The 22,359-nt window shown below is 67.8% G+C and carries 25 protein-coding genes; 11 read left to right on the forward strand and 14 right to left on the reverse strand.

Annotated features, from left to right (window positions below; translation table 11 throughout):
* Positions 1 to 114: 114 nt before the first annotated feature.
* The 4 genes from ACT009_RS06905 to ACT009_RS06920 form a co-directional block, all read right to left on the reverse strand.
* Positions 115 to 528 (reverse strand): phasin family protein, encoded by a 414-nt coding sequence (locus ACT009_RS06905; protein WP_445193597.1) that lies wholly within the window; start codon positions 526 to 528, stop codon positions 115 to 117.
* On the reverse strand, positions 528 to 2,024 hold the full coding sequence (locus ACT009_RS06910; RefSeq protein ID WP_445193598.1) for a WS/DGAT/MGAT family O-acyltransferase: 1,497 nt from the start codon (positions 2,022 to 2,024) through the stop codon (positions 528 to 530). The genes ACT009_RS06905 and ACT009_RS06910 overlap by 1 nt, the downstream gene beginning before the upstream one ends.
* A 72-nt stretch (positions 2,025 to 2,096) precedes the next feature.
* Positions 2,097 to 5,270 (reverse strand): bifunctional cytochrome P450/NADPH--P450 reductase, encoded by a 3,174-nt coding sequence (locus ACT009_RS06915; protein WP_445193599.1) that lies wholly within the window; start codon positions 5,268 to 5,270, stop codon positions 2,097 to 2,099.
* Between the two features lie 58 nt (positions 5,271 to 5,328).
* On the reverse strand, positions 5,329 to 5,781 hold the full coding sequence (locus ACT009_RS06920) for a hypothetical protein (protein WP_445193600.1): 453 nt from the start codon (positions 5,779 to 5,781) through the stop codon (positions 5,329 to 5,331).
* 152 nt (positions 5,782 to 5,933) lie between these two features.
* On the opposite strand from ACT009_RS06920, the gene ACT009_RS06925 reads away from it, so the two are divergent.
* The gene (locus ACT009_RS06925; protein WP_445193601.1) at positions 5,934 to 6,110 is read left to right on the forward strand and encodes a hypothetical protein; all 177 of its coding nucleotides are present in this window, start codon (positions 5,934 to 5,936) and stop codon (positions 6,108 to 6,110) included.
* Between the two features lie 88 nt (positions 6,111 to 6,198).
* Here ACT009_RS06925 and ACT009_RS06930 read toward each other — a convergent pair whose 3' ends face one another.
* The 4 genes from ACT009_RS06930 to ACT009_RS06945 are packed head-to-tail and all read right to left on the reverse strand — an operon-like array spanning position 6,199 to position 8,216.
* Positions 6,199 to 6,666, reverse strand: coding sequence for a hypothetical protein (locus ACT009_RS06930; protein ID WP_445193602.1), 468 nt, complete (start codon positions 6,664 to 6,666; stop codon positions 6,199 to 6,201).
* 16 nt (positions 6,667 to 6,682) lie between these two features.
* The gene (locus ACT009_RS06935; protein WP_445193603.1) at positions 6,683 to 7,120 is read right to left on the reverse strand and encodes a hypothetical protein; all 438 of its coding nucleotides are present in this window, start codon (positions 7,118 to 7,120) and stop codon (positions 6,683 to 6,685) included.
* 45 nt (positions 7,121 to 7,165) lie between these two features.
* Positions 7,166 to 7,516, reverse strand: a complete 351-nt coding sequence (locus ACT009_RS06940; RefSeq protein ID WP_445193604.1) for a hypothetical protein — start codon at positions 7,514 to 7,516, stop codon at positions 7,166 to 7,168.
* A 37-nt stretch (positions 7,517 to 7,553) separates the two neighbouring features.
* On the reverse strand, positions 7,554 to 8,216 hold the full coding sequence (locus tag ACT009_RS06945) for a helix-turn-helix domain-containing protein (protein WP_445193605.1): 663 nt from the start codon (positions 8,214 to 8,216) through the stop codon (positions 7,554 to 7,556).
* Between the two features lie 140 nt (positions 8,217 to 8,356).
* On the opposite strand from ACT009_RS06945, the gene acnA reads away from it, so the two are divergent.
* Both acnA and ACT009_RS06955 read left to right on the forward strand, forming a co-directional pair.
* A complete protein-coding gene (gene acnA / locus ACT009_RS06950) occupies positions 8,357 to 11,038 on the forward strand; it encodes an aconitate hydratase AcnA (RefSeq protein WP_445193606.1) in 2,682 nt (893 codons plus the stop codon).
* Entirely contained in the window at positions 11,035 to 11,448 is a 414-nt protein-coding gene (locus tag ACT009_RS06955; protein WP_445193607.1) for a DUF2147 domain-containing protein, read from the forward strand. Before acnA ends, ACT009_RS06955 begins: the two co-directional genes overlap by 4 nt.
* Before the next feature lie 49 nt (positions 11,449 to 11,497).
* Here the strand turns inward: ACT009_RS06955 and ACT009_RS06960 are convergent, their stop codons facing one another.
* Together ACT009_RS06960 and ACT009_RS06965 are read right to left on the reverse strand one after the other, a co-directional pair.
* The gene (locus tag ACT009_RS06960) at positions 11,498 to 12,889 is read right to left on the reverse strand and encodes an amino acid permease (protein ID WP_445193608.1); all 1,392 of its coding nucleotides are present in this window, start codon (positions 12,887 to 12,889) and stop codon (positions 11,498 to 11,500) included.
* Positions 12,890 to 13,231: 342 nt separating this feature from the next.
* Positions 13,232 to 13,453, reverse strand: coding sequence for a hypothetical protein (locus ACT009_RS06965; protein ID WP_445193609.1), 222 nt, complete (start codon positions 13,451 to 13,453; stop codon positions 13,232 to 13,234).
* Between the two features lie 94 nt (positions 13,454 to 13,547).
* Between ACT009_RS06965 and crcB the strand changes: the two genes are divergently transcribed.
* The 5 genes from crcB to ACT009_RS06990 are packed head-to-tail and all read left to right on the forward strand — an operon-like array spanning position 13,548 to position 16,701.
* Positions 13,548 to 13,919 carry a fluoride efflux transporter CrcB gene (gene crcB / locus ACT009_RS06970; protein ID WP_445193610.1) on the forward strand — a complete coding sequence of 124 codons (372 nt, stop codon included), beginning with the start codon at positions 13,548 to 13,550 and terminating at the stop codon, positions 13,917 to 13,919.
* Positions 13,916 to 15,127, forward strand: a complete 1,212-nt coding sequence (locus tag ACT009_RS06975; RefSeq protein ID WP_445193611.1) for an RluA family pseudouridine synthase — start codon at positions 13,916 to 13,918, stop codon at positions 15,125 to 15,127. Before crcB ends, ACT009_RS06975 begins: the two co-directional genes overlap by 4 nt.
* Before the next feature lie 4 nt (positions 15,128 to 15,131).
* Complete coding sequence (locus ACT009_RS06980; protein WP_445193612.1) at positions 15,132 to 15,806, forward strand: HAD-IA family hydrolase; 675 nt, start codon at positions 15,132 to 15,134, stop codon at positions 15,804 to 15,806.
* Complete coding sequence (locus ACT009_RS06985; protein ID WP_445193613.1) at positions 15,803 to 16,021, forward strand: hypothetical protein; 219 nt, start codon at positions 15,803 to 15,805, stop codon at positions 16,019 to 16,021. Before ACT009_RS06980 ends, ACT009_RS06985 begins: the two co-directional genes overlap by 4 nt.
* Positions 16,018 to 16,701 carry an ATP12 family chaperone protein gene (locus ACT009_RS06990; RefSeq protein WP_445193614.1) on the forward strand — a complete coding sequence of 228 codons (684 nt, stop codon included), beginning with the start codon at positions 16,018 to 16,020 and terminating at the stop codon, positions 16,699 to 16,701. Before ACT009_RS06985 ends, ACT009_RS06990 begins: the two co-directional genes overlap by 4 nt.
* Before the next feature lie 35 nt (positions 16,702 to 16,736).
* Here the strand turns inward: ACT009_RS06990 and gmk are convergent, their stop codons facing one another.
* The 4 genes from gmk to ACT009_RS07010 all read right to left on the reverse strand — a co-directional run bounded on the left by gmk (position 16,737) and on the right by ACT009_RS07010 (position 19,861).
* Positions 16,737 to 17,402 (reverse strand): guanylate kinase, encoded by a 666-nt coding sequence (gene gmk, locus ACT009_RS06995; RefSeq protein ID WP_445193615.1) that lies wholly within the window; start codon positions 17,400 to 17,402, stop codon positions 16,737 to 16,739.
* Positions 17,403 to 17,444: 42 nt separating this feature from the next.
* Entirely contained in the window at positions 17,445 to 17,654 is a 210-nt protein-coding gene (locus tag ACT009_RS07000; RefSeq protein ID WP_445193616.1) for a hypothetical protein, read from the reverse strand.
* A gap of 72 nt (positions 17,655 to 17,726) precedes the next feature.
* A complete protein-coding gene (fumC, locus tag ACT009_RS07005) occupies positions 17,727 to 19,118 on the reverse strand; it encodes a class II fumarate hydratase (RefSeq protein ID WP_445193617.1) in 1,392 nt (463 codons plus the stop codon).
* Between the two features lie 257 nt (positions 19,119 to 19,375).
* The gene (locus ACT009_RS07010) at positions 19,376 to 19,861 is read right to left on the reverse strand and encodes an SspB family protein (protein WP_445193618.1); all 486 of its coding nucleotides are present in this window, start codon (positions 19,859 to 19,861) and stop codon (positions 19,376 to 19,378) included.
* A 71-nt stretch (positions 19,862 to 19,932) separates the two neighbouring features.
* On the opposite strand from ACT009_RS07010, the gene hisB reads away from it, so the two are divergent.
* The 3 genes from hisB to hisA all read left to right on the forward strand — a co-directional run bounded on the left by hisB (position 19,933) and on the right by hisA (position 22,164).
* On the forward strand, positions 19,933 to 20,520 hold the full coding sequence (gene hisB / locus ACT009_RS07015; RefSeq protein ID WP_445193619.1) for an imidazoleglycerol-phosphate dehydratase HisB: 588 nt from the start codon (positions 19,933 to 19,935) through the stop codon (positions 20,518 to 20,520).
* Between the two features lie 155 nt (positions 20,521 to 20,675).
* Positions 20,676 to 21,293, forward strand: coding sequence for an imidazole glycerol phosphate synthase subunit HisH (hisH, locus tag ACT009_RS07020; protein WP_445193620.1), 618 nt, complete (start codon positions 20,676 to 20,678; stop codon positions 21,291 to 21,293).
* A 136-nt stretch (positions 21,294 to 21,429) separates the two neighbouring features.
* The gene (gene hisA, locus ACT009_RS07025; protein ID WP_445193621.1) at positions 21,430 to 22,164 is read left to right on the forward strand and encodes a 1-(5-phosphoribosyl)-5-[(5-phosphoribosylamino)methylideneamino]imidazole-4-carboxamide isomerase; all 735 of its coding nucleotides are present in this window, start codon (positions 21,430 to 21,432) and stop codon (positions 22,162 to 22,164) included.
* Positions 22,165 to 22,359: the final 195 nt, after the last annotated feature.

The raw sequence follows: 22,359 nt of genomic DNA on the forward strand, positions 1-22,359 counted from the left end.
CCCGCGCAGGCGGGGATCCATAGCGGCTAGCGTAGCAATTAGATGGCCGCGGCTTGCCAGTCTGGATCCCCGCCTGCGTGGAGATGACTAACGGGGATCACGCCCGCCAGTCGCTCACTTCTCGCCCGAACTCCGCAGCGGCGCGACGGCGTCGCGGCCGAACTGCATGATCAGCTCGCCGATCTCACGGGCTTGGCTCATGCTGCGCTGGCCCTGTTCGCGCAGGTAATCGCCCTGGATCCGCATCACGTCGGAAATGTCCTTGGCGCTAGCCGCCTCGCGCATCGCGGCGAAGGCTTCGCGGGCATTCTGTTCGGCCTGGTCGATCATCTTGGTGCCGATCGTTGCGCCGCCCTCGGCGACCTTCTGCCCCGACGCCTTGATCGCTTCGCCCGCGCGTTTGGCGGGATCGACGACGCGTTCATTGAAGCCGGTGCGGGCCTGCTCGCCGGCATTGCGCATGGTCTCCGCGGCGCTCTTCGCGGCGTTGGCGCCCTGGTCGATCGCGTCGTTCACGTCGTCTGCCATCATCTGGTTCCTTTTCGCGGGAGTTTCGGCTTGGGTGCCGGCTTGTTGTCGTTGGTCTCAACCGGCGGCGCGGGCGCGGGTTTCACGGTGGCGGCCTTCAGCGCCGCGAACGACGCCCGCAATGCATCGGCATAGCGATCCGGATCGGGCATCGCCGATCGATCCGCGGTGAAGGAGATCGCGATCGTGTCGCCATAGCTGTAGACCGGATTGATCAACCCCATGCCGTCGAACACCGGGCCGGTGCCGTACATCGCCACCATTCGCGCGCCGCAAAAATAGAGCGGCACCCGGCTGCCCGGCACATTGGTGACGACGCAATTGAACGCCGGCGCATGCGCGTTCGCCGCACCCACCCGCGTGTACAGCCGCGCCGCGAGCCCGGCGAGGCCAGAGGGTACCAGCTTGCTGTAATCGGCGAGGTTCTTGGCCCCGACCGCATTGGTCATCGCCTTAGAATTGACCGCCTCGTCATGCACGAAGCGCAACCGCTCGAGCGGATCCTCGATCTGGGTGCCGAGCCCCACCACCATCGCCGAGACGAGGTTGCCGAGCGCCGCCTTCTCGCCGGTCCCGCGAACCGAGATCGGCGCCATCGCGGTCAGCGTGTCCTTCGGCAGCTCGTCGGTGCCGCGCAGATAGCTGCGCAACCCCCCGCCGACGATCGAGAGGATGACGTCGTTGACGGTCGCATCCGGCACCGCCTCCTTGATCGCGCGGATGTCCTTCAGCGCGAACGGCACCGCATCCCACACCCGGTGCGCGGAGACCTTCGCGTTGAATCGCGTCTTGGGCGCGGGCCGGGCGTTACGGATCGACACGTCGCCCTTGCCGACCTGCGCGGTGAGCTTGGCCATGCCCGGCAGCGACCGGCCGATCGTCTCGACCACGCGCATCGGCTGGACCAGGCTGTTGAAATAGCTCCGTGTCAGCAGGTCGGCGACGTTCGGCATGTGCTCGGGCGACCAGCGATCGATCTTGTCGGGCGGGGTCATCGCCGCATCCAGATCGTGCACCGCCGCCGACATCTCGACCCCGCTCATCCCGTCGATCGCGGCGTGATGGACCTTGCTGACGAGCGCGAAACAGCCCTTCGGCAGCCCTTCGATGTTGTCGAGCCCCTCAACGATCGTGAACTCCCATAGCGGTTTGGACAGATCCATCGGCCGCGCGTGGAGTCGCGCGACCTGGATGCACAGCTGGCGCCAGTCGCCGGGCTTGGGCAGCGCGATGTGGCGGACGTGAAATTCCAGGTCGAACTCGGGGTCCTCGATCCAATAGGGGTGATCCAGGTCGAACGGCACCCGCACCAGCCGCTGGCGGAAGCTGCGCGCCCCGCCCAGCCTGCTCTCGATGAACTTCAGCACGTCCTTGAAACGGACGAAGCCGCCCGGCGCGGTGGACGGATCGTAGATCCCGACCGAGCCGATATGCATCGGCGTGTGCGGCGTTTCGAGATAGACGAACGACGCGTCCTGCGCGCTCAGTTGCTGCATGCTGCTCTCCTCGGCGCTCGCACGGCGCCTGTGGGGATGCTGGACCCGTTCGCCGCCGACGGCAAGCGCGGCCTATTTGCCGAAGCCGAACACGTCCTGGTGGAAACGCCCCTGTTCGATCATCTCGTTGAGCCACGCCGATCCCTGCGCATGTTCGCCGCCGACCTGCTGCATCCAGATCCGGATCAGCGTGTCGCGAACCGCCGGCGCCATGAACCGCCCGTCGCCGCACAGGTAGATCGCCGCCCCCGCCTCGATCGCCGCCCAGACCTGCTCCTGTTCGGCCCAGAGCGCGTCCTGGACGAAGCGCCACGGGTGGCTCTCGACCCCCGAGAAGGCGAGGTGGAGCGTGGCCACGCCGTCGGCCTGCCACCGCTCCATCTCCTCGCGGCAGAACCAGTCGTGATCGGGATGGCGACACCCGAAGAACAACAGGCTCTTGGCCGAACCCGGCTGCGCGGCCCGCTCGGCCAGGAACCCGCGGAGCGGCGCGAAGCCCGTGCCCGGGCCGATCAGGATCATCGGCACGTCGGGCGCCGCGGGCGCGAAGGGCGGGTTGGGCCGCCGGACATAGCCGAACACCTGCTCGCCAGGCGCAACGCCTGCCATATAGCCCGATGCGAAGCCGCGATGCTCGCCAAGCCCCGACCAGGCCGGCGCGACGCTGGTCCCCACGATCAGGTCGGCGATGTCGGGGGCCACCAGCGGGCTCGACGCGATCGAATAGAAGCGCGGCGCGATCGGCGCCGACAGTTCGACCAGCGCGTCGAACGACAGCTCCGCCGCGGGATGCGCCTCCAGCAGGTCGAGCAGCGTCATCCGCTTCGCCGCGACCGCCGCGTCGTAATCCACCTCCAGCGCCGCCAGCGCGCGCTTGGTGTTGGGGCAGCGGGTCTGCGCGGCCACGACTGCCAGCGCGCGCTTCGGCAGCGGATCGGACAGTTCGACGAAGTCCGACAGCAACTGCGCCACCGTCACCGTCTGCCCGAGCGGGAGGTGCCGGAAGCGGCCACCCTGCCCCTCGACCTTCAGCTGTCCGGCCGCATCGACGCCGAGCCGCGCCACCGCGCGCTCGACGAGTTCGGGGCGGTTGCGCGCATAGACGGCGATGTGATCGCCGGTGTGGTAGACCTGCTCGGCGGGCAGCCGCACCCGGATCAGCCGGGTCGACGGTCGCGGCGGTTCCTTGGCGAAATCCCACAGGCCGTCCGCGGGGCGAACGAGTTCGTCGTTGGCGACGATCTCCAATCGTTGAGCGTGTTCGGGCAAGGCGCCGGCGCGCGCGGCAACGGTGTCGACCGGCGTCAGCGACAGCATCGCGTCCGACGCGCTCGGCGCAGTGTCGCTGCCCAGCGCCTTCCAAAGATCGCGGACGAAGCCCGCGACCGCGCCGTCGAAATCGCCCTGCCCGTCCGCCTCCGCCCGCGAGATCAGCCGCGCGGCGCCCGCCTGCTCGATCGCGGCATCGACCCGCTTGGGAAACAGTTGGTAGTTCGGCCATTGCGAATTGCCGATCCCGAGCACCGCGAACCGCGCGCCCGACCAGTCGGCGCCCTCGAACGCCCCCGAGTCGAGCGCGCGTTCGACCGCGATCGCGGTATCCGGCGCGCGTCCGTTATAGGTCGCGGTGACGATGACGATCACCTTATCCTCGGGCGCCGCGCCGCCCTTGAAGCTGTCGTCCATCGATCGGACGACGACGTCGAACCCGTCGACCCGCGCACGCTCGGCGATCTCCTCGGCGATGTCGCGCGCGGTGCCGAGGCTCGATCCGTAGAGAACCGCGAAGCGCTGCCCGGTCCCGGTCACCGCAGCGACAGCCTCGTCCGCGGCGGCGGTCGCGGCCGGGGCCACGGCGATGCGCTCGTGCGGCTGGCGTAGGCGGATCCGCATGAAGAACTCGTCGGGCTTGATCGACAGCGTCTCCTTGATCCGCAGCCGATAGGAATGCGGATCGCTGATCGAGAAGGCACGCAGCAGCATCGCCATCGCGATCTTCGCCTCGACCATCGCGAACTGCCGCCCGATGCAGGCGCGCTCGCCATTGCCGAACGGCTTGTAGGCGTGCGGATGGTGCTTCGCCTCGTTCTCGGGCAGCCAGCGATCGATGTCGAAGCTGTCGGGATCGTCCCATACCTTCGGGTTGCGATGAACGCCGGGGGCGAAGACGTTGACCGGGCGGTCCTTCTTCAACAGATAGCCGCCGACCTCGGTATCCTCGAACGGCGCCAGGCTGAACGCGGGCGCGGTCGGCCACAGCCGCAGCGCCTCCTTCAGGATGCGCTCGATCACCTCCAGCTTCGCGACCTGCGCGTAATCGGGCCGGACATCGCCCGGCAGCACCCGGTCCACCTCCGCATAGGCCTGGGCGAGGATGCTGGGATTGCGCAGCAGATAGCTGAACGCGAAGGTCAGCATGCCGCTGGTGGTCTCGTGCCCCGCGATCAGGAACGTCAGCACTTGGTAGCGGATGTTGACGTCGTCGAGCTGCTCGCCGGTCTCGGGATCGACCGCGGTCAGCATCAGGTTGAGCAGGTCGCGGCCGTCGGTCGGCGTCCGGCGGCGCTCGGCGATCAGCCCGTCGACGAGCGCGTTCATCTCCGCGATGTCGGCGTCGAACTGGCGCTGCGATTTCTTGGCGAGCCGGTTCTGCAGCGGCATTCGCGTGATCATCGACAGCGATTCGCTCAGCGCCCGGCCGAGCGCCAGGAGGAAGCTGTCGAGCTCCTCCTTCTCGAAACTGTCGAAGCGATGCCCGAACCCCGCGATCGCGATCGAATCGAGCGTCAGCCGGGTCATGTCGTCGGCGACCAGCACGTCGGTGCCGCTCGCCCGCGTCCATTTCGCCACCAGCTGGTCGCACACCTCGACGATCATGTCGAAATAGCCGCGCATCGCGCGTTGGCTGAACGCCGGCAGCAGGATGCGGTGCGCCTTGCCCCAGTTCGGCTCCTCGCTGAACGCGGTGAACAGCCCGTCGCCGGCGAAGCGACGGACCACGCGCAGCCCAGGCCCCGGCATCTTGCGGAACCGGGCCTCGTCGGAAAGGATCGCGACCAGGTCGGGATCGGTGACGAACACCCCGACGCGGCTGCCGAACTTCAGCTTGAAGATGCCTTCCGGAAAGTCGCGGCTGACGTTCAGCAGGTGGCCGATCAGCCCCGCCCGCGCGATCTGGTGGAGATGGCCGACCACGGGCAGCCCTTTGGGGCTGGGGATCGATGCAGCGACGGGCACTTCAGCCATCTTGTTCCTCTCGCTCGGTCACCCACCGAACCGGCGGGGACGCTCTCGACACCACTGTCTACTTCGCAGGACCCACGAACACGGTCACCGACGCCCGAGCCGCACCCGACAACTGGAGCGCATAGCTGCCCGGCGTCAGCACGAACTCGACGGTCTTCCTGATCGACGAGCATTGTTCGCCATGCTTGTGCGCAACCGAGGCAAGCCGCGCGCCGCCGTTCAGCACGTCGATCCACGCCGGACCATCGAGCGCGACCTTGTACCGCCCCTGCCTGACGATCCTAAAACGCAGGGTACCGCCGAAGCTGCCGGCCGCCGGCAGTTTCTCGGGCGCGACCGCAAGCTTGGCATCGGCCGAGAGTGTCGCACGCGCCGCACGCCCGATCGGGAGCATCGTGTCGTTCTCGAGTGCGACCGGTGTGGCCCAGCTCGCCATGTCGGCGGGCAGCGGCGCGGTGCATCTCATCGTCTCCGCCGGCGCGGGCAAGGCGAGCGAAACGGCAAACAGCATGATCGATCTCCCGTTCAACCACTGCCACCGCCAAATGCCGCGCGTCGAGTCGTTTCGAATTCCGGTCGATTGTCCCGTCCTGCAACGATATTGGATGCGTGATCAGTTGCGCTGCAACATCGCGACACGATATGGCGCCGCAGGGAGTTGCGATGACCGTGGAAGACCAGATCCGGATCGAATTGATGCGCCGCGCGGTCGCGCTGGGCGAAGAGCTGGTCCGGCTTGCCGACGATCTCGGCCTGTCGATCGCGGGCAACCACATCTGCCAAGGCGTGGAGATGATGCGCGCCCATGCCGAAGACGCAGGTCTGGCGCTGGGCGAGTGAGCGCAGGCGCCGGTTCGGCCCAGCGAATATGGCTCCAGAGCCTCTAAGCCCCTTCCCTGAAGGGGAGGGGTGATCGGGTCGCCAACCCTCAGATCACGCTCAAACTCCGCAGCATCAGCGCCAACCCGCGGTCCGCGAGCCGCACCACCACCCGCCCGGCGTCGTCGGCCGGCCGGTTCAGCAACCCGCGGCTCTCCAACACCGTCAGCCACCGCTCCACCGTCTGCGGCAGCATCCGCGCGAGGGCGGACATCGTGGCATGGTCGACGTCGCGGTCCTCCTCGTTGGCAATGAACAGCACCAGCATGATGTCCCAGGCGATGTCGCCGAACAGGTCGGCATCCTCACCCGCCGCGTCGTCGCGCGCGCGGCGTTGCGCGAACAGCATGCGCGCGCGATCGAGGTCGCTCGGCTCCTCGGGCCCGGTCGGCACCACCGCGATCAGCTCGCCGCGGGTCCGTGCCGCGACGGTGCGGACGCGGGTCAGCGTCGCCGCGAGCCGCTCGTAATCGTCGCGGTCGCGATCCGGCCAGCGCAGCAGCCGGACGTCGGTCATCGGCGAAGGGTCGAGGTCAAGCACGGAACGACCAATCCGGATCGCGGCCCCATTCGCCCAGTCGCTTCCGGTGCCGGACGACGCCGGCCACGAGCAGGACGATCATCGGATAGGCGATCTTGCCACTGGCGCCCCCGTACATCCAGTAGACGAGCCCGGGCTGATAGGCCTTGGCGCCGTGGATCGCGAGTGTGAGCAGTTGCAGCGCGCTGACGTAGAGCGGCCAGAACCGATCGGCGCGCGCGGCGATCAGGGCCAGCGCGGCGAGCGTGACCAGATCGATCGCGAACAGCGTCAGCTCCACCTGGCGATACCGGCTGAAGGGAGCATAATAACTCGCGCAGGCCGCGATCAGGAACACGGCGGCGGTGAGCCGCTCGGGCGCCCCGCCCCGCGTGAAGGCGTAGAGGCAGGCGGCACCGAGGAGCAGATTGAAGACGATGATATGGGTCATGGCTTGGCCCCAAAAAGGAGCGACCCGGGAGCCAAGCCATGACGCCTAGGCAGCGACGCGCAGCTGGGCGACGTCTCCGCCTGTCGGGTTGAACATTCCCTTCGGCTTTTCATCGCCGAAGTTGGTTTCATACCCGATCTGTTTGCCGACCTTCTCGACCACCCGGTGGCCGGCGACGACATGGCCGCGCGCCGTACCGAGGGCGAGAAGCGCCTGGCTGAAATGTTCGAACGCGGCCTGCCCGGCGATCGCCGGCAGGTTGGAGGCGACCCTGGCACGCGGCAACGCGCTGAGCAGTTCGCCGCCGGTCGCAAAGACCTCGTCGATCTGGCTTTCGATCCGCCACAGCAATTCCGCCACGGCATCCGCCGCGGGCATCGTGTTCGTCGTGGACATAGCCATCCTCCCGGCCCCGAAGGGCTCCCGTTCCCAGTCAGGAAAGGTGGCGAGACAGACTCTCCATGATACCGGTCAGGATTTGCAGGCCCATCATGAGCATGCCGAAGCCGATCGCCAGCCCCAAGGTGATCACCTGAATCCATATTAACCGGTCGCCGACAGAGAGTTCGTTCCCCGCTTGCCCCTTCCGCCGATAGGGCAACCGGAACCGTGCGAAGCGGCCCTTACCGGGCTCCTCCGCATCGTCTGCCGATCGCCCGGCGACCTGTTCGCCCGGCAACGCCGTCACTGGCAGCGGATCGGTGGCGGCAGCTAGCCGTGCAGAATGACCCCCGATTTTGTCGGGGGCGTCCGCACGCGGGGATGATGGGGCGTCGACATCGCGCTCGTGGCGGTCGAGCTGGAGCGCGGCGTCCCGGCGGTTGCGCGCGCCCAGCACCTTCACGGCTTCGGTCAGATAGCTGTCGACGGTGGATTTCTCGATCCCGAGCTCCTCGGCGATCTCCTTGGATCCCTTCAGCTCGCGCACCCCGCGCAGGCACTCGCGGTGGCGCTTTGTCAGCCGGTCGAATCGAGTGGACTCCATGGCCACGGCTTTCCGATGCCTGCATCGACAAAGCAATGGCGCGTGCCCCGCGAGCATATGATCCGCGCCGCTTCGGACCTTGTCGCTGCCGCCGGTCGAAAGGCGCCGCACACCCTTCCCCCGCTCCGCCCCCCTTGCTAAGGCCGCGCACATACCCGCAATTCGCTTGCGCCCGCACCGCCCGCGCGGTTTCCGCCGCCTCCCCGAGCGCCGGATCGTGAGGCAGGCTTGCGCGACCAGGAAGGACGCATATGACCGCCATCGGCCAGGACAGCCTCAACACCCGATCGACTCTGGAAGCCGGCGGCAAGTCCTACGACTATTATTCGCTCGACAAGGCGTCGGCACAGCTCGGCGACATCAGCCGGCTGCCCTTCTCGATGAAGGTGCTGCTCGAAAACCTGCTCCGTTTCGAAGACGGCGTCACCGTCACGCGTGAGGATATCCAGGCGATCGTCGACTGGCAGCAGGAACGCCGCAGCGACCGCGAGATCCAGTATCGCCCCGCCCGCGTGCTGATGCAGGATTTCACCGGCGTTCCCTGCGTCGTCGATCTCGCCGCGATGCGCGACGCGATCACCAAGCTCGGCGGCGATCCCGCCAAGATCAACCCGCAGGTTCCCGTCCACCTCGTCATCGATCACTCGGTGATGGTCGACGAATTCGGGACGCCCAAAGCGTTCGAAGACAATGTCGATCTCGAATACCGGCGCAACATGGAGCGCTACGAGTTCCTGAAATGGGGATCGAAGGCGCTCGACAATTTCCAGGTCGTGCCGCCGGGCACCGGGATCTGCCACCAGGTAAATCTCGAATATATCGGCCAGGCTATTTGGTCGTCGAACGCGAGCGGCGCGAGCGACGGGAAGATGATCGCCTATCCGGATACGCTGGTCGGCACCGACAGCCACACCACGATGGTCAACGGCCTCGGCGTGCTCGGCTGGGGCGTCGGCGGCATCGAGGCGGAGGCAGCGATGCTCGGCCAACCGGTGTCGATGCTCATCCCGGAGGTCGTCGGTTTCAAGCTGACCGGCGCGCTGAACGAAGGCATCACCGCCACCGATCTCGTCCTCACCGTCACCCAGATGCTGCGCGCCAAGGGTGTGGTCGGGCGCTTCGTCGAATTCTTCGGCCCCGGCCTCGCCTCGATGACGCTCGCCGATCGCGCGACGATCGCGAACATGGCGCCCGAATATGGCGCGACCTGTGGCTTCTTCCCGATCGACGACAAGACGATGGACTATCTGCGTCTCACCGCGCGGCCCGAAGAGACGATCGCGCTGGTCGAGGCCTATGCCAAGGCGAACGGCCTGTGGCGCCACGACGACGCGCCCGATCCGATCTTTACCGACACGCTGGAACTCGACATGAGCTGCGTCGTCGCCTCGCTCGCCGGGCCGAAGCGCCCGCAGGACCGCGTCTCGCTCGGCAAGGTCGACGAGGTGTTCAACGGCGACCTGTTCAAGATCTACCACAAGGAACAGCCTGCCCGCGTCGACGTGTCGGGTGAGGATCACGGCATCGGCGACGGCGACGTCGTCATCGCCGCGATCACCAGCTGCACCAACACCTCGAACCCCAGCGTGCTCGTCGCCGCCGGCCTCGTCGCCCGCAAGGCGCGCGCGCTCGGACTAACGTCCAAGCCGTGGGTCAAGACCTCGCTCGCACCCGGCAGCCAGGTCGTCACCGACTATCTCGACAAGGCGGGGCTGACGGACGACCTCAACGCGCTCGGCTTCAACCTGGTCGGCTATGGCTGCACCACCTGCATCGGCAATTCCGGGCCGCTTGCGCCCGCGATCTCGGCTGCGATCAACGAGAACGACATCGTCGCCGCCTCGGTGCTGTCGGGCAACCGCAACTTCGAAGGCCGCGTCTCGGCCGACGTTCGCGCGAACTTCCTCGCCTCGCCCCCACTCGTCGTCGCCTATGCGATCAAGGGCAGCGTCACCTCCGACATGATCGAGACGCCGCTCGGCCAGGGCGGCGACGGCAACGACGTCTATCTGCGCGACATCTGGCCGACCAATGCCGAGGTCCGATCGGTGATGGACGCCAATATTGACGACGGCATGTTCCGCGCGCGCTACGGCAACGTCTATGCGGGCGACGCCAAGTGGAGCGGGATCGAGGTCACCGGGTCGGACACCTATCAGTGGCGCGCCGGCAGCACCTATGTCGCCAACCCGCCCTATTTCGACGGGCTGGAGATGACCCCAGGCGCGGTGCAGGACATCATCGAGGCCAAGCCGCTCGCGATCCTCGGCGACTCGATCACCACCGATCACATCAGCCCTGCCGGCAGCATCAAGGCGGCGAGCCCGGCGGGCGTGTTCCTCCAGGAACATCAGGTCAGCCAGGCCGACTTCAACAGCTACGGCGCGCGTCGCGGCAACCACGACGTGATGATGCGCGGCACCTTCGCCAACATCCGCATCCGGAACGAAATGGTGCCGGGCGTCGAAGGCGGCATGACCAGGTACGACGGCGAGACCATGCCGATCTACGACGCGGCGATGCGCTACAAAGCAGACGGCACCCCGCTCGTCATCGTCGCAGGCAAGGAATACGGCACCGGTTCGTCGCGCGATTGGGCGGCAAAGGGCACCAACCTGCTCGGCGTCCGCGCGGTGATCACCGAAAGCTTCGAACGCATCCACCGGTCGAACCTGGTCGGCATGGGCGTGCTGCCGCTTCAGTTCGCGGACGGCATCACCCGCGAGACGCTGAAGCTCGACGGGTCGGAGACCTTCACGATCCTCGGCGTCGGCGCGCTCCGCCCCCGCCAGGTCGTCGAGGTCACGCTGGCCCGCGCCGACGGCACCACAGAAACCTTCGCGACGCGGTGCCGGATCGATACCGTCAACGAGCTGGAATATTTCCTCAACGGCGGCATCCTCCACTACGTGCTGCGTAAGCTCGCGGCATGAAGGCGCTCATCGCGCTGGCAGTACTCGGTGCCGCCAGCACCGCCGCGGCAGCGGTCTCACCGGCCCCGATCGCTGGCCGCTGGGTCACGGTCGAAGGCAAGGCGCTGGTCGAGATCGGCGCCTGCGGCCAGCATGTCTGCGGCCGCATCTCCAAGGTGCTGAAGGTCGATCCGTCCAAGCCGACCACCGACACCAACAACCCCGACGCGGCGCTGCGTACCCGCCCGATCGTCGGCATGGTCTTCCTGACCGGCTTCGCCCCCGACGACGGCCGCTGGAAGGGCCGCATCTACGACCCCGAAAGCGGCAAGAGCTACCGTTCCGAACTCATCCGCAGCGGCAACACGCTGAAGGTGAAGGGCTGCGTCGGCCCGTTCTGCCGCACCCAGGTCTGGACCGCGGCGCGATAACGTTTGGGGTGGCGTGACGGAAGGAGAGGTGACGCCGGGAGCTATCCCGTCAAGTCGCCACTGCCCGCCGCCGCCCATAGGCGAAGTACACCACCAGCCCGACGCCGTTCCATCCCAGGAACCACAGCTGGGTCACCGCCTGCAGGCTGAAGAACAGGTACACGCAGCCGAGGATCGCCGCCGGCGCCACCACCCACGCGATCGGCGTGCGGAACGGCCGCGCCGCCGCCGGATCGCGGCGTCGCAGCACCAGCACGCACGCCGCCACCGCGATGAACGCGCACAGGGTGCCGGCATTGGCGAGGCTGGCGATGGTGTCGAGCGGCGCCACGCCTGCGATGACGGCAACGAATATCGCGGTCAGCAGCGTGATCCGAACCGGCGTGCCCCGCGCGGAGATCTTGGCGAGCCCGACAGGCAGGAACCCGTCGCGCGCCATCACCAGGAAGATCCGGCTCTGGCCGTAAAGGAACGCCAGCAGCACGGTCGGCAGCGCGATCGCGGCGGCGGCGGCGACGATCGTGGCGATGCCGGGGCTGCCGATCTCGCGCAGGATCAGCGCCAGCGGCTCCGGGCTCTTGGCGAAGCGCGTGAACGACATCGCCCCCACCGCAGTCGCGGCGACGACCATGTAGATCACCGTGCACGCCAGCATCGACCCCACGATCCCGATCGCCAGGTCACGCTCGGGCCGCTTGGTCTCCTCCGCCGCGGTCGAGATCGCATCGAAGCCGTAGAAGGCGAAGAAGATGATCGCCGCGGCGCCCATCACGCCGTACTTCACCCCGCCCGCGGCGGCGGTGCTGCCATAGCCATAAGGCGCGAACGGCGTCAGGTTGGCGGCATCGAAATGCGGCAGCGCCACCGCGACGAACAGCGCCAGCGTCGCGATCTTCAGCAGCACCAGCGCCATGTTGATTCGCGCGCTCTCGCGGGTGCCGAGTGTCAGCAGCCCCGCGACGATCGCGATGATCGCCACCGCGGGCAGGTTGACCACCCCGCCGAGCGCCGGCCCGTTGGCGAGCGCCGGCGGCACCACGATGCCGAGCCCCTTCAGGAACCCGACCGCATAGCCCGACCAACCGACCGCGACGGTCGATACCACCAGCGAATATTCGAGGATCAGCGACCAGCCGACCACCCAGGCGATGATCTCGCCCAGCACTGCATAGCTATAGGTATAGGCCGATCCCGAGGCGGGGATCATCGTCGCCATCTCGGCATAGCAGAGCGCCGCGCACGCGCAGATCGCACCCGCGATCACGAACGACAGGATCACCGCCGGCCCCGCCCGGTCGGCGCCGACCCCGATCAGCGTCAGGATGCCGGTGCCGACGATCGCCCCGACCCCGAGCGCGACCAGATGCGGCCACGACAAGGTTCGCGCGAGCTGCTGCTCGGCAGGCTGTTCGGTGATGATCTTGCGCCGGAACATGCTCATGGCCGCTCTCCCCTTTACGCCGGGGTAGGGGGAGAGCGCGCGGAGTGTAAAGGGGGCGTACTCTACCCAGTGTCCCCGCGAAGGCGGGAACCCAATACTGGGTTCCCGCCGTCGCGAGACCACTGCAAAACCCACTCCGTCATCCCGGACCCTTCGACTTCGCTCAGGAGAGCCTTGTTCCGGGATCTACTGTTCCGCACGGGCATAAGCCATTGATTTAGCATGACGGTGGACCCGGAACGAGTCCGGGGTGACGAAAGGATTTGGCGAATCCGGCGACTTTCGCAGAGGTCTCGCCTTGGCGGGAGCACGATCAGGCGCAGTACAGGTAAACGCCGCCGATCAGATGATCCCGCCGCCCAAACTCAGCCGGATCGCGAAGATCACGATCAGCACCAGGTTCAGGTTCCGCCCGGTGTTGCTCGATGACATCGCACCGAGCGCGGCGCCGACGATGCCGATCGGGATGACGAGCCAGTTCATCCACCCAAGCAGCGGAACGAAGGCGACGAGGCCGAGCACCAGGGTGACGAGGCCGAACAGGATAGAGGCGAGGTTCAACATATCCGGTAAAGATGGCGCGTGCCCGCGCACCGCGCAAGCCTGTCCGCGCAGGCGATGCTTCGCGTTGGCCGCGAAACGCGCTAGGAGCCCGGCAATGCAACTTCTTCTCGTCATGATCGGTGGCGCGCTCGGATCCGGCGCCCGCTTCCTGACCGGCCGTGCGATGCTCGCATGGCTGGGGCCGGATTTCCCCTATGGCACGCTTGCTGTGAACCTGGCCGGCGGGCTGCTGATGGGGCTCCTCGTCGGCACCCTCGCGCGGACCGGGGCCAGCGACGACTGGCGCCTGTTCGTCGGGGTCGGGGTGCTCGGCGGGTTCACCACCTTCTCCGCCTTTTCGCTCGATCTGGTGACGCTGGTCGAAAGCGGCGCCGCGGCGACCGCGATCGGCTATGCGCTGGCGTCGGTTTTCGGCGCCGCGCTGGCGCTGTTCGCAGGGCTGACGCTCGCCCGGAGCGTCGCATGACCGCGGGCAAGGGCGACAGCCAGAGCGCCACCGTGCGCGAATTCAGCGTCGGTTTCGACGACGACGACATCCGGCTCGATCGCTGGTTCAAACGGCATCTGCCCGACACCAGCTTCACTACGGTCGCGATGTGGGCGCGCACCGGGCAGTTGCGGGTCGACGGTGCGCGCGCGACCCCGGGCGACCGGATCAAGGCGGGGCAAGTCTTGCGCGTGCCCCCTGCCGAACCCGCGCGGGTCGACGACAAGCCGAAGCGCGAGCGCGAACGGGTGATCCTGTCCGATGACGAGACCGCCTTCGCGCAGGAAATGGTGATCCACCAGGATTTCCAGGCCTTCGTGCTCAACAAGCCGCCGGGCCTCGCGACCCAGGGCGGCACCAAGACCGACCGTCACGTCGACGGGCTGCTCGACGCCCTGCAATACGACAATGAAGGCCGGCCGAAGCTGGTCCACCGGCTCGACAAGGATACCTCGGGGGCGCTGCTGGTCGCACGCACCAGCCGTGCCGCGGCGTTCTTCGCCAAGGCATTTTCGGGGCGGACCGCGCGCAAAGTCTATTGGGCGCTGGTGGTCGACGTGCCCTCGATCGAGGACGGCATGATCGAGCTGCCGATCGCTAAGCAGCCCGGCACCGGCGGCGAGAAGATGCACGTCGACGAAGCGGAGGGCGCGCCCGCGCGCACCCGCTACCGCGTCATCGAACATGCCGGCAACCGCGCCGCCTGGGTCGAGCTGCAGCCCTTCACCGGACGAACCCACCAGCTGCGCGTGCATATGGCCGCGATCGGCCACCCGATCGTCGGCGACGGCAAATATGGCGGCGCCGCCGCGTTCCTGACCGGCGGGATCAGCCGCAAGATGCACCTCCATGCCCGGCGCATCAAGGTCGATCACCCCGATGGCGGCGCGATCGACGTCACCGCGCCGCTGCCCACCCACTTCGCCGAGAGCCTGACGCAGCTCGGCTTCGACGAAAAGCTCGGGGACGCGCTGGTTCTCGACGAGAAGAGCCCGCCCAGCAGGGAACAGCTCAAGACCCGCGCCCGGGCACATGCTAAATCGGTCCGCAAGGAACGCCGCGGCGAACGGCGCGGGCGCGGCGCGGACGACGCTCCCGCGCGCCCCGCCTCGCCGGGAAGGCCGCCGAAGCCGGGTCCGCGTGGGCCCAAGCCAGGCGGAAGCGGGCGCGGTAGCGGCCGGGGCTGAGGCCGTGGCACAGGATCCTGCGCGTCTGGCGGTGTTCGACTGCGACGGGACGCTGGTCGATAGTCAGGCGAACATCTGCGTCGCCTGCGAAGCCGCGTTCGGAGGCGTGGGCATGCCGCCGCCGCCGCGCGCCGCGATCCGGCGCATCGTCGGCCTGAGCTTGGTCGAGGCGATGCGGATGTTGCTGCCCGATGCCGACGACCCGGTCCACCGCCGCCTGGCGCAGGATTACAAGGACGCTTACGGCGCGATGCGGATCAGCGGCGCGTTGCAGGACGAGCCGTTGTTCGTCGGCATCGATCGCGTGCTCGCGGATCTCGCCGCCGCCGGCTGGGTGCTCGGCGTCGCGACCGGCAAGAGCGACCGCGGGCTCGCGCATGTGCTCGCCGCCCACGGCCTGACCGACACCTTCGTGACGTTGCAGACCGCCGACCGGCACCCGTCCAAGCCGCACCCCGCGATGCTTGCGGCGGCGATGGCGGAGGCGGGCGCGGTACCCGCGACCACGGTGATGATCGGCGACACCAGCTTCGACATGGCGATGGCGCGTGCGGCGGGTGCGCGCGCGATCGGCGTGGCATGGGGCTATCACGCGATCGGCGAGTTGACGTTCGCGGGCGCCGATTGCATCGCGACGGTGGTCGCCGACCTGCCCGGGCTGATGATGGAGGCCGCATGACCGACCAGGATGCGCGCGCGCGGACGCGCTACTTCATGATGATCGGGGTCCGGATCGCGGGCGTCGCGGGCGCGATCCTGGGGTTGATGCTGCTTGCCCGCGCCACCGACCTGCCGACCAAGATCCTCGGCTTCGCGATCGTGCTGTCGGCGTTGCTGATGATCGCCACTGTCCCGCGCGCACTGGCGCGCCGCTGGCGAAGCCCGCTGCCGTGAAGCGGTTCTGGACGGCCGTCGCGGTCGACGACACCGGCGGGATCTCGCTCGATGCACGGCCGGTGCGGACCCCGGACCGCACCCCACTGATCCTGCCGACCGCCGCGCTTGCCGAGGCAGTGGCGGCGGAATGGCGCGGGGTGGAGGGCGAGGTCGATCCCCGTGCGATGCCGCTGACCGGGCTCGCCAACGCCGCGATCGACCGCATCGGTCCCGACCCGGAGCGTTTCGCGGCCGATCTCGCGCGCTACGCCGGGAGCGACCTGCTCTGCTACCGCGCCGATACTCCCGCCGAACTGGTCGCGCGCCAGGCGGAGGCGTGGGACCCGCCGCTCGACTGGGCGCGAACCCGCTACGATGTGCATTTCGCGGTCACCCGCGGGATCATGCATATCGATCAGCCCGCCGCGACCGTCACCCGGCTGGGCGATGCGGTGGGCGCGCTCGCGCCGTTCGAGCTTGCCGCGCTCTCGCCGGTGGTGACGATCACCGGCTCGCTGGTGCTCGCGCTGGCGCTGATCGAACGCGCGATGACGCCCGACGTGGTCTGGTCGACCGCACACGTCGACGAGGATTGGCAGGAGGAGCATTGGGGCAACGACACGCTGGCCGTGCAGGCGCTCGCCGCGAAACGGACGGACTATGACGCAGCGGTCCGGTTTCTGGAGACGCTACGTTGACGTCCCGCCGCTAGAACGAGCGAGGAACGGCGTCCCTACCGCGTCAGTTTCCTGATGAACCCGATCAACCCGGTTTGCCGCGACCGCTTCAGCCGCTCGGCCGCAAGGATCGTTTTCACGCCCGCGAAACACGCGTCGACATCGTCGTTGACCAAGACATAATCATAACCGTCCCAGTGGCTCACCTCGTTCGCCGCGCGCGCCATCCGCGCGTCGATCACCTCGGCGGCATCGGTGCCGCGGCTCGTCAGCCGGCGGTGGAGTTCCTCCATCGAGGGCGGGAAGATGAACACCCGGACGACGTCCCCGCCCGCGATCTGAAACAGCTGCTGCGCGCCCTGCCAGTCGATGTCGAACAGCACGTCCTTGCCGGCGGCGAGCATCGTTTCGATCTGCGCGCGCGGTGTGCCGTAGCGCTGCCCGAAGACGTGCGCCCACTCGAGGAACTCGTCGTCCGCCACCATGCGGCGGAATTCTTCGAGGTCGACGAAATGATAGTCGCGGCCGTCGATCTCGCCGGGCCGCATCGGCCGGGTCGTCGCCGACACCGACATGCCGAGTTCGGGCTCGTCGGCGAGCAACTTGCGCGCGATCGTCGACTTCCCGGCTCCCGATGGCGACGACAGCACGAACAATACGCCGCGGCGGCGAAAATGGTGCGGGTCGGCCGCATCGCGGATAGGCTCGGGGTCGGCGTCCATGCGCGCTAGTGGCGCGACGGTGCCCGCAAGGTCAAGCCGCGATCAGGCGACCGGGCCTCCGTCGCGCGTCGCACGGCGCCGGTCGTACGCCTTCTTCGCGACGTAACCGCCACCGAGGATCATGCCGAGCGGACCCATCCGCCGCAGCGCGCCGACCGCGAGCGCGCCGATCGCCGCGCCCTTCATGCCGCCCGAACCGTCGCGCCGATCGATCTCGCGCCCGACCAACGCCCCTACGATACGTGAAAACATACTCATACTCCCGTGACGATCGCCGAAGCGGATGCGCGAAGAACCGGAAAGCGACAGCATAGTTCCTTTTGACTAGCCGCCGAGCATCGCCTCCGGCCGTACCACCCGATCGAACGTCTCCGCATCGACCAGCCCAAGTGCCAGACCCGCCTCCTTCAGCGTCATCCCTTCCGCATGCGCATGCTTCGCGATCGTCGCGGCATGATCGTAGCCGATCTCGGGCGCGAGCGCGGTGACGAGCATCAGCGACCGGTCGAGCAACTCGGCGATGCGAACGCGATTGGGCTCGAGCCCGTCGACGCACCGCTCGGCGAAGCTTTGCATCGCGACGCCGAGCAGGTCGATCGAGCGCAGCACGTTCGCGCCGATCAGCGGCTTGAACACGTTGAGTTCCAGATGCCCCTGCATCCCGCCGACCGTGATCGCGAGGTGATTGCCCATCACCTGCGCCGCGACCATCGTCAGCATCTCGGCCTGGGTCGGGTTGACCTTGCCGGGCATGATCGAGCTGCCGGGTTCGTTGGCGGGCAGATCGAGCTCGCCGAGCCCGCAGCGCGGACCGCTGCCGAGCAGGCGGATGTCGTTGGCGATCTTGGTCAGCGCGACCGCGAGCGTGTTGAGCGTGCCCGACAGGTGAACCAACGGATCGTTCGACGCGAGCGCCTCGAAGCTGTTCTCCGCCGGGTGAAACGGGTGGCCGGTGATCTCCCGCGCCGCGGCGCAGAAATCCTCGGCGAACCCTTTAGGCGCATTCAGCCCGGTGCCGACCGCGGTTCCGCCCTGCGCGAGCCGATCGGTGCCGTGGCTGACCGCCGGCTCGATCCGGCGCTTGCACCGGTAGAGCTGGTTCGCATAACCGGAGAATTCCTGCCCCAGCGTCAGTGGCGTCGCGTCCTGCAAGTGGGTGCGGCCGATCTTGACGATGTCGGCCCACGCCCTCGCCTTCGCCTCGACTGCCGCATGCAGCCAGTCGAGCGCGGGGAACAGCCGCTGGCTGACCGCGAGCGACGCCGCGATGTGCAGCGCGGTCGGGAAGCTGTCGTTCGACGACTGCGCCATGTTGACGTCGTCGTTGGGATGGACGGGCGCCTTGCCGCCGCGGGTGCCGCCGAGCATCTCGTTGGCGCGCCCGGCGATAACCTCGTTGACGTTCATGTTCGATTGCGTGCCGCTGCCGGTCTGCCAGATGACCAGCGGGAACTGGTCGTCGAGCTTCCCCGCCACGATCTCCGCGGCGGCCGCCTCGATCGCGTCGGCCTTGTCGGCGGCAAGCCCATGCTTGCGGTTCACCCGCGCCGCTGCCTGCTTCACGATCGCGAGTGCATGAACGATACCGATCGGCATGTGCTCGCGATCGCCGAACGGAAAGTTCTGGATGCTCCGCTCGGTCTGTGCGCCCCAATAGGCAGCGGCGGGAACCTCGATCGGGCCCAGGGAATCGGTTTCGGTGCGGGTGTCGGTCATCCGAGGACAATAGCGCTCGCGCGGGTTCGATCCATGGTCGAAGCGGAGAAGAGTGTTCGCGCGGAGATGCAGAGGACGCGGAGAGGAAGTGCTCGACCCACGTTTAATTACCCCAACCATCGTCATCCCGGCGAACGCCGGGACCCATGGAGGCGCGGAGCAAGCGTTGGCGCGCAGCCGTCGAGCTCACCGCTATCATGGGTCCCGGCGTTCGCCGGGATGACGTACGGTAGAGCTGCCGCCGTCGCCGCGCCGCCCTACTTCTTCCGCTTGAAATCCACCGCGACGACGTTCGACCCGTCCTCGACCGGGGTCACCGCCGGGCCGTCGTTCTCCGCCGCGTCGTGCGGTTCGGGGCCGTCGTCCGGCCCCTCCTGCGCCTGGAAGCGCAGCTCGAAATTGACCGCAGGATCGTGGAAGCCGGTGATCGCCGAATAGGGGATGACCAGCTTCGACGGCACCTGGTTGAAGCTCAGCCCGACCGAGAAACGCTCATCGTCGACCAGCAGGTCCCAATAGCGGTTCTGCATCACGATCGTCATCTCGTCCGGAAAGCGCTCGATCAGCCGCTGCGGGATGTCGACGCCGGGCGCCTGGGTCTTGAAGGTGATGTAGAAATGATGGTCGCCCGGCAGCCCGCCCGATTCGGCGACCGAACTGAGCACGCGGCCGACGACGGCGCGCAATGCTTCCTGGACGATCTCGTCGTATGGAATCAGGCTATCGGGCAGGCCATCGGTCATGAGCCCTTGGGTAGCGGGGTTTGCCCGTCGGTCAAGATTGCACGCGAGCGATCGCACGCTATGAGCGCGGCATGCGCATCGCCACGATCAACCGCTCCACCGCCGAGACCAGGATCGACGTCACCGTCAATCTCGACGGCACCGGCATCTACCGTATCGAGACCGGGATCGGCTTCCTCGATCACATGATCGAGCAATTGTCGCGCCATTCGCTGATCGACATCGACTGCACCGTCGCGGGCGATCTCCACATCGACCAGCACCACACCACCGAGGATTCGGGCATCGCAATCGGCGAAGCGGTCGCCAAGGCGCTCGCCGACAAGCGCGGCATTCGCCGGTACGGCGACGCGCTGAGCCCGATGGACGAGACGCTGACCCGCGTCGCGCTCGACATCAGCGGGCGGCCCTGGCTGGTGTGGAAGACCGAATTCTCGCAGAAGCGGCTGGGCGAGATGGATACCGAGCTGTTCGAACACTGGTTCCACAGCTTCGCTCAGGCCGCGGGCATCACGCTCCACATCGAGACGCTGCACGGCAAGAACAACCACCACATTATCGAAAGCGTATTCAAAGGCCTGGCGCGCGCGCTGCGCACCGCGGTGGAGATCGACCCGCGCAAGGCGGACGCGATCCCATCGACCAAGGGCATGTTGTGAGCGGTGGATAGTCTTGCCGCCATCCACACCCGTTCGCCTCGAGTAGCCGTCGAGCTCGTCGAGACGACGTATCGAGAGGTGCTCTCTTGGCGCACTGTCTCTCGATACGGGCTCTCGACGAGCTCGATCCCTACTCGAGACGAACGGAAGGATAGATGACCACCCAATCCTCTCTCGCTCTGATCGACTACGGCGCCGGCAATCTCCACTCCGTCGCCAACGCGCTCGCCGCCGCGGGTGCCGACGACGTCGCGATCACCGGCGACCCAGACATCGTGCTCCGTGCCGACCGGATCGTGCTTCCCGGCGTCGGCGCATTCGGGGCATGTGCGGCGGCATTGCGCGCGGTGCCGGGGATGATCGAGGCGCTGGAGCGGCGGGTGCGGGGCGACGGCGTGCCGTTCCTCGGCATCTGCGTCGGCATGCAGTTGATGGCCGATGTCGGCGAGGAGATGGGCTCGCATGCAGGCCTCGGCTGGATCGCGGGCCGGGTCCGCCTGATCGAGCCGGGCACGATGGACGCCAAGGTGCCGCACATGGGCTGGAACGACGTCGTCCCCGCCGTTCCGCATCCGCTGATCGCCGCGGGAGAAGCCTATTTCCTCCACAGCTATGCCTTCGACGGCGCCGACGTCATCGCGACCACCGATCACGCCGGGCCGATCACCGCGGCGATCGGCCGCGACAATCTGATCGGGGTGCAGTTCCACCCGGAGAAGAGCCAGCGCTACGGACTGGCGCTGCTGGAAAGGTTCCTGTCATGGCGACCATAGCAATCCTCCCCGGCACGGGGAGGGAGACCATGCGCAGCATGGTGGAGGGGGCTATCCACCAGCGCGCCCCGTCGTGGCACGCCCCCTCCACCATCGGCTCCGCCGACGGTCCCCCTCCCCGTGCCGGGGAGGAACGATGAGCCTCATCGTCTTTCCCGCGATCGACCTGAAGGCGGGGCAGGTCGTGCGCCTGGCCGAGGGCGATATGGACCGCGCGACCGTCTATGGCGACGATCCCGCGGCGCAGGCGATGCTGTTCGCCGGCCAGGGTGCGGGGTATCTCCACGTCGTCGATCTCGACGGTGCCTTCGCCGGCCAATCGGTCAACGGCGACGCGGTCCAGTCGATTGTCGAGCGCTTCCCCGGCCATGTCCAGCTCGGCGGCGGCATCCGCAGCCGCGCCAATGTCGAGCGCTGGTTCGATCTGGGCGTCTCGCGGGTGGTGATTGGCACCGCCGCGCTCGAAGACCCGCAGTTCGTGCGCGATATGGCGGCCGAATTTCCCGGCGGCATCGTGGTTGCGGTCGACGCGCGCGACGGCCTGGTCGCGACCCGGGGCTGGGCCGACGTGTCGGATGTCGAGGTCGTCGACATGGCGCGCCGCTTCGAGGATGCCGGGGTCGCGGCACTGTTGTTCACCGATGTCGGCCGCGACGGGATGCTGAAGGGCTGCAACGTCGAGGCCACCGTCGACCTCGCTCGCGCGGTCGATATCCCGGTGATCGCATCGGGCGGGGTGAAGGGAATCGCCGAGATCCACGTCCTGGCGCTCCACGTCCGCGACGGCGTCGAAGGCGTTATCACCGGACGAGCGCTGTACGACGGGCGGCTCGACCTGGCGGCGGCGATCAGCGTGGCGGCGGCAGCGTGAGCGGAGTCTCGCAAGCCAGCCTCCGGCGCTCCTGCGCGCGCAGGAGCGCCGGGTTGCGGAAAGCAGCGCTGGCGACCCTGGATTCCTGCGTTCGCAGGAACACGGCCGGGGAAAGCTCGGCCTTTTCTACCCCTTCTTCTCTCCGCGTCACCGCGTCTCCGCGCGAACCCACCTTGTTCTCACGAAACGCAACCA

It is taken from the genome of Sphingomonas sp. Tas61C01 (assembly GCF_052567495.1).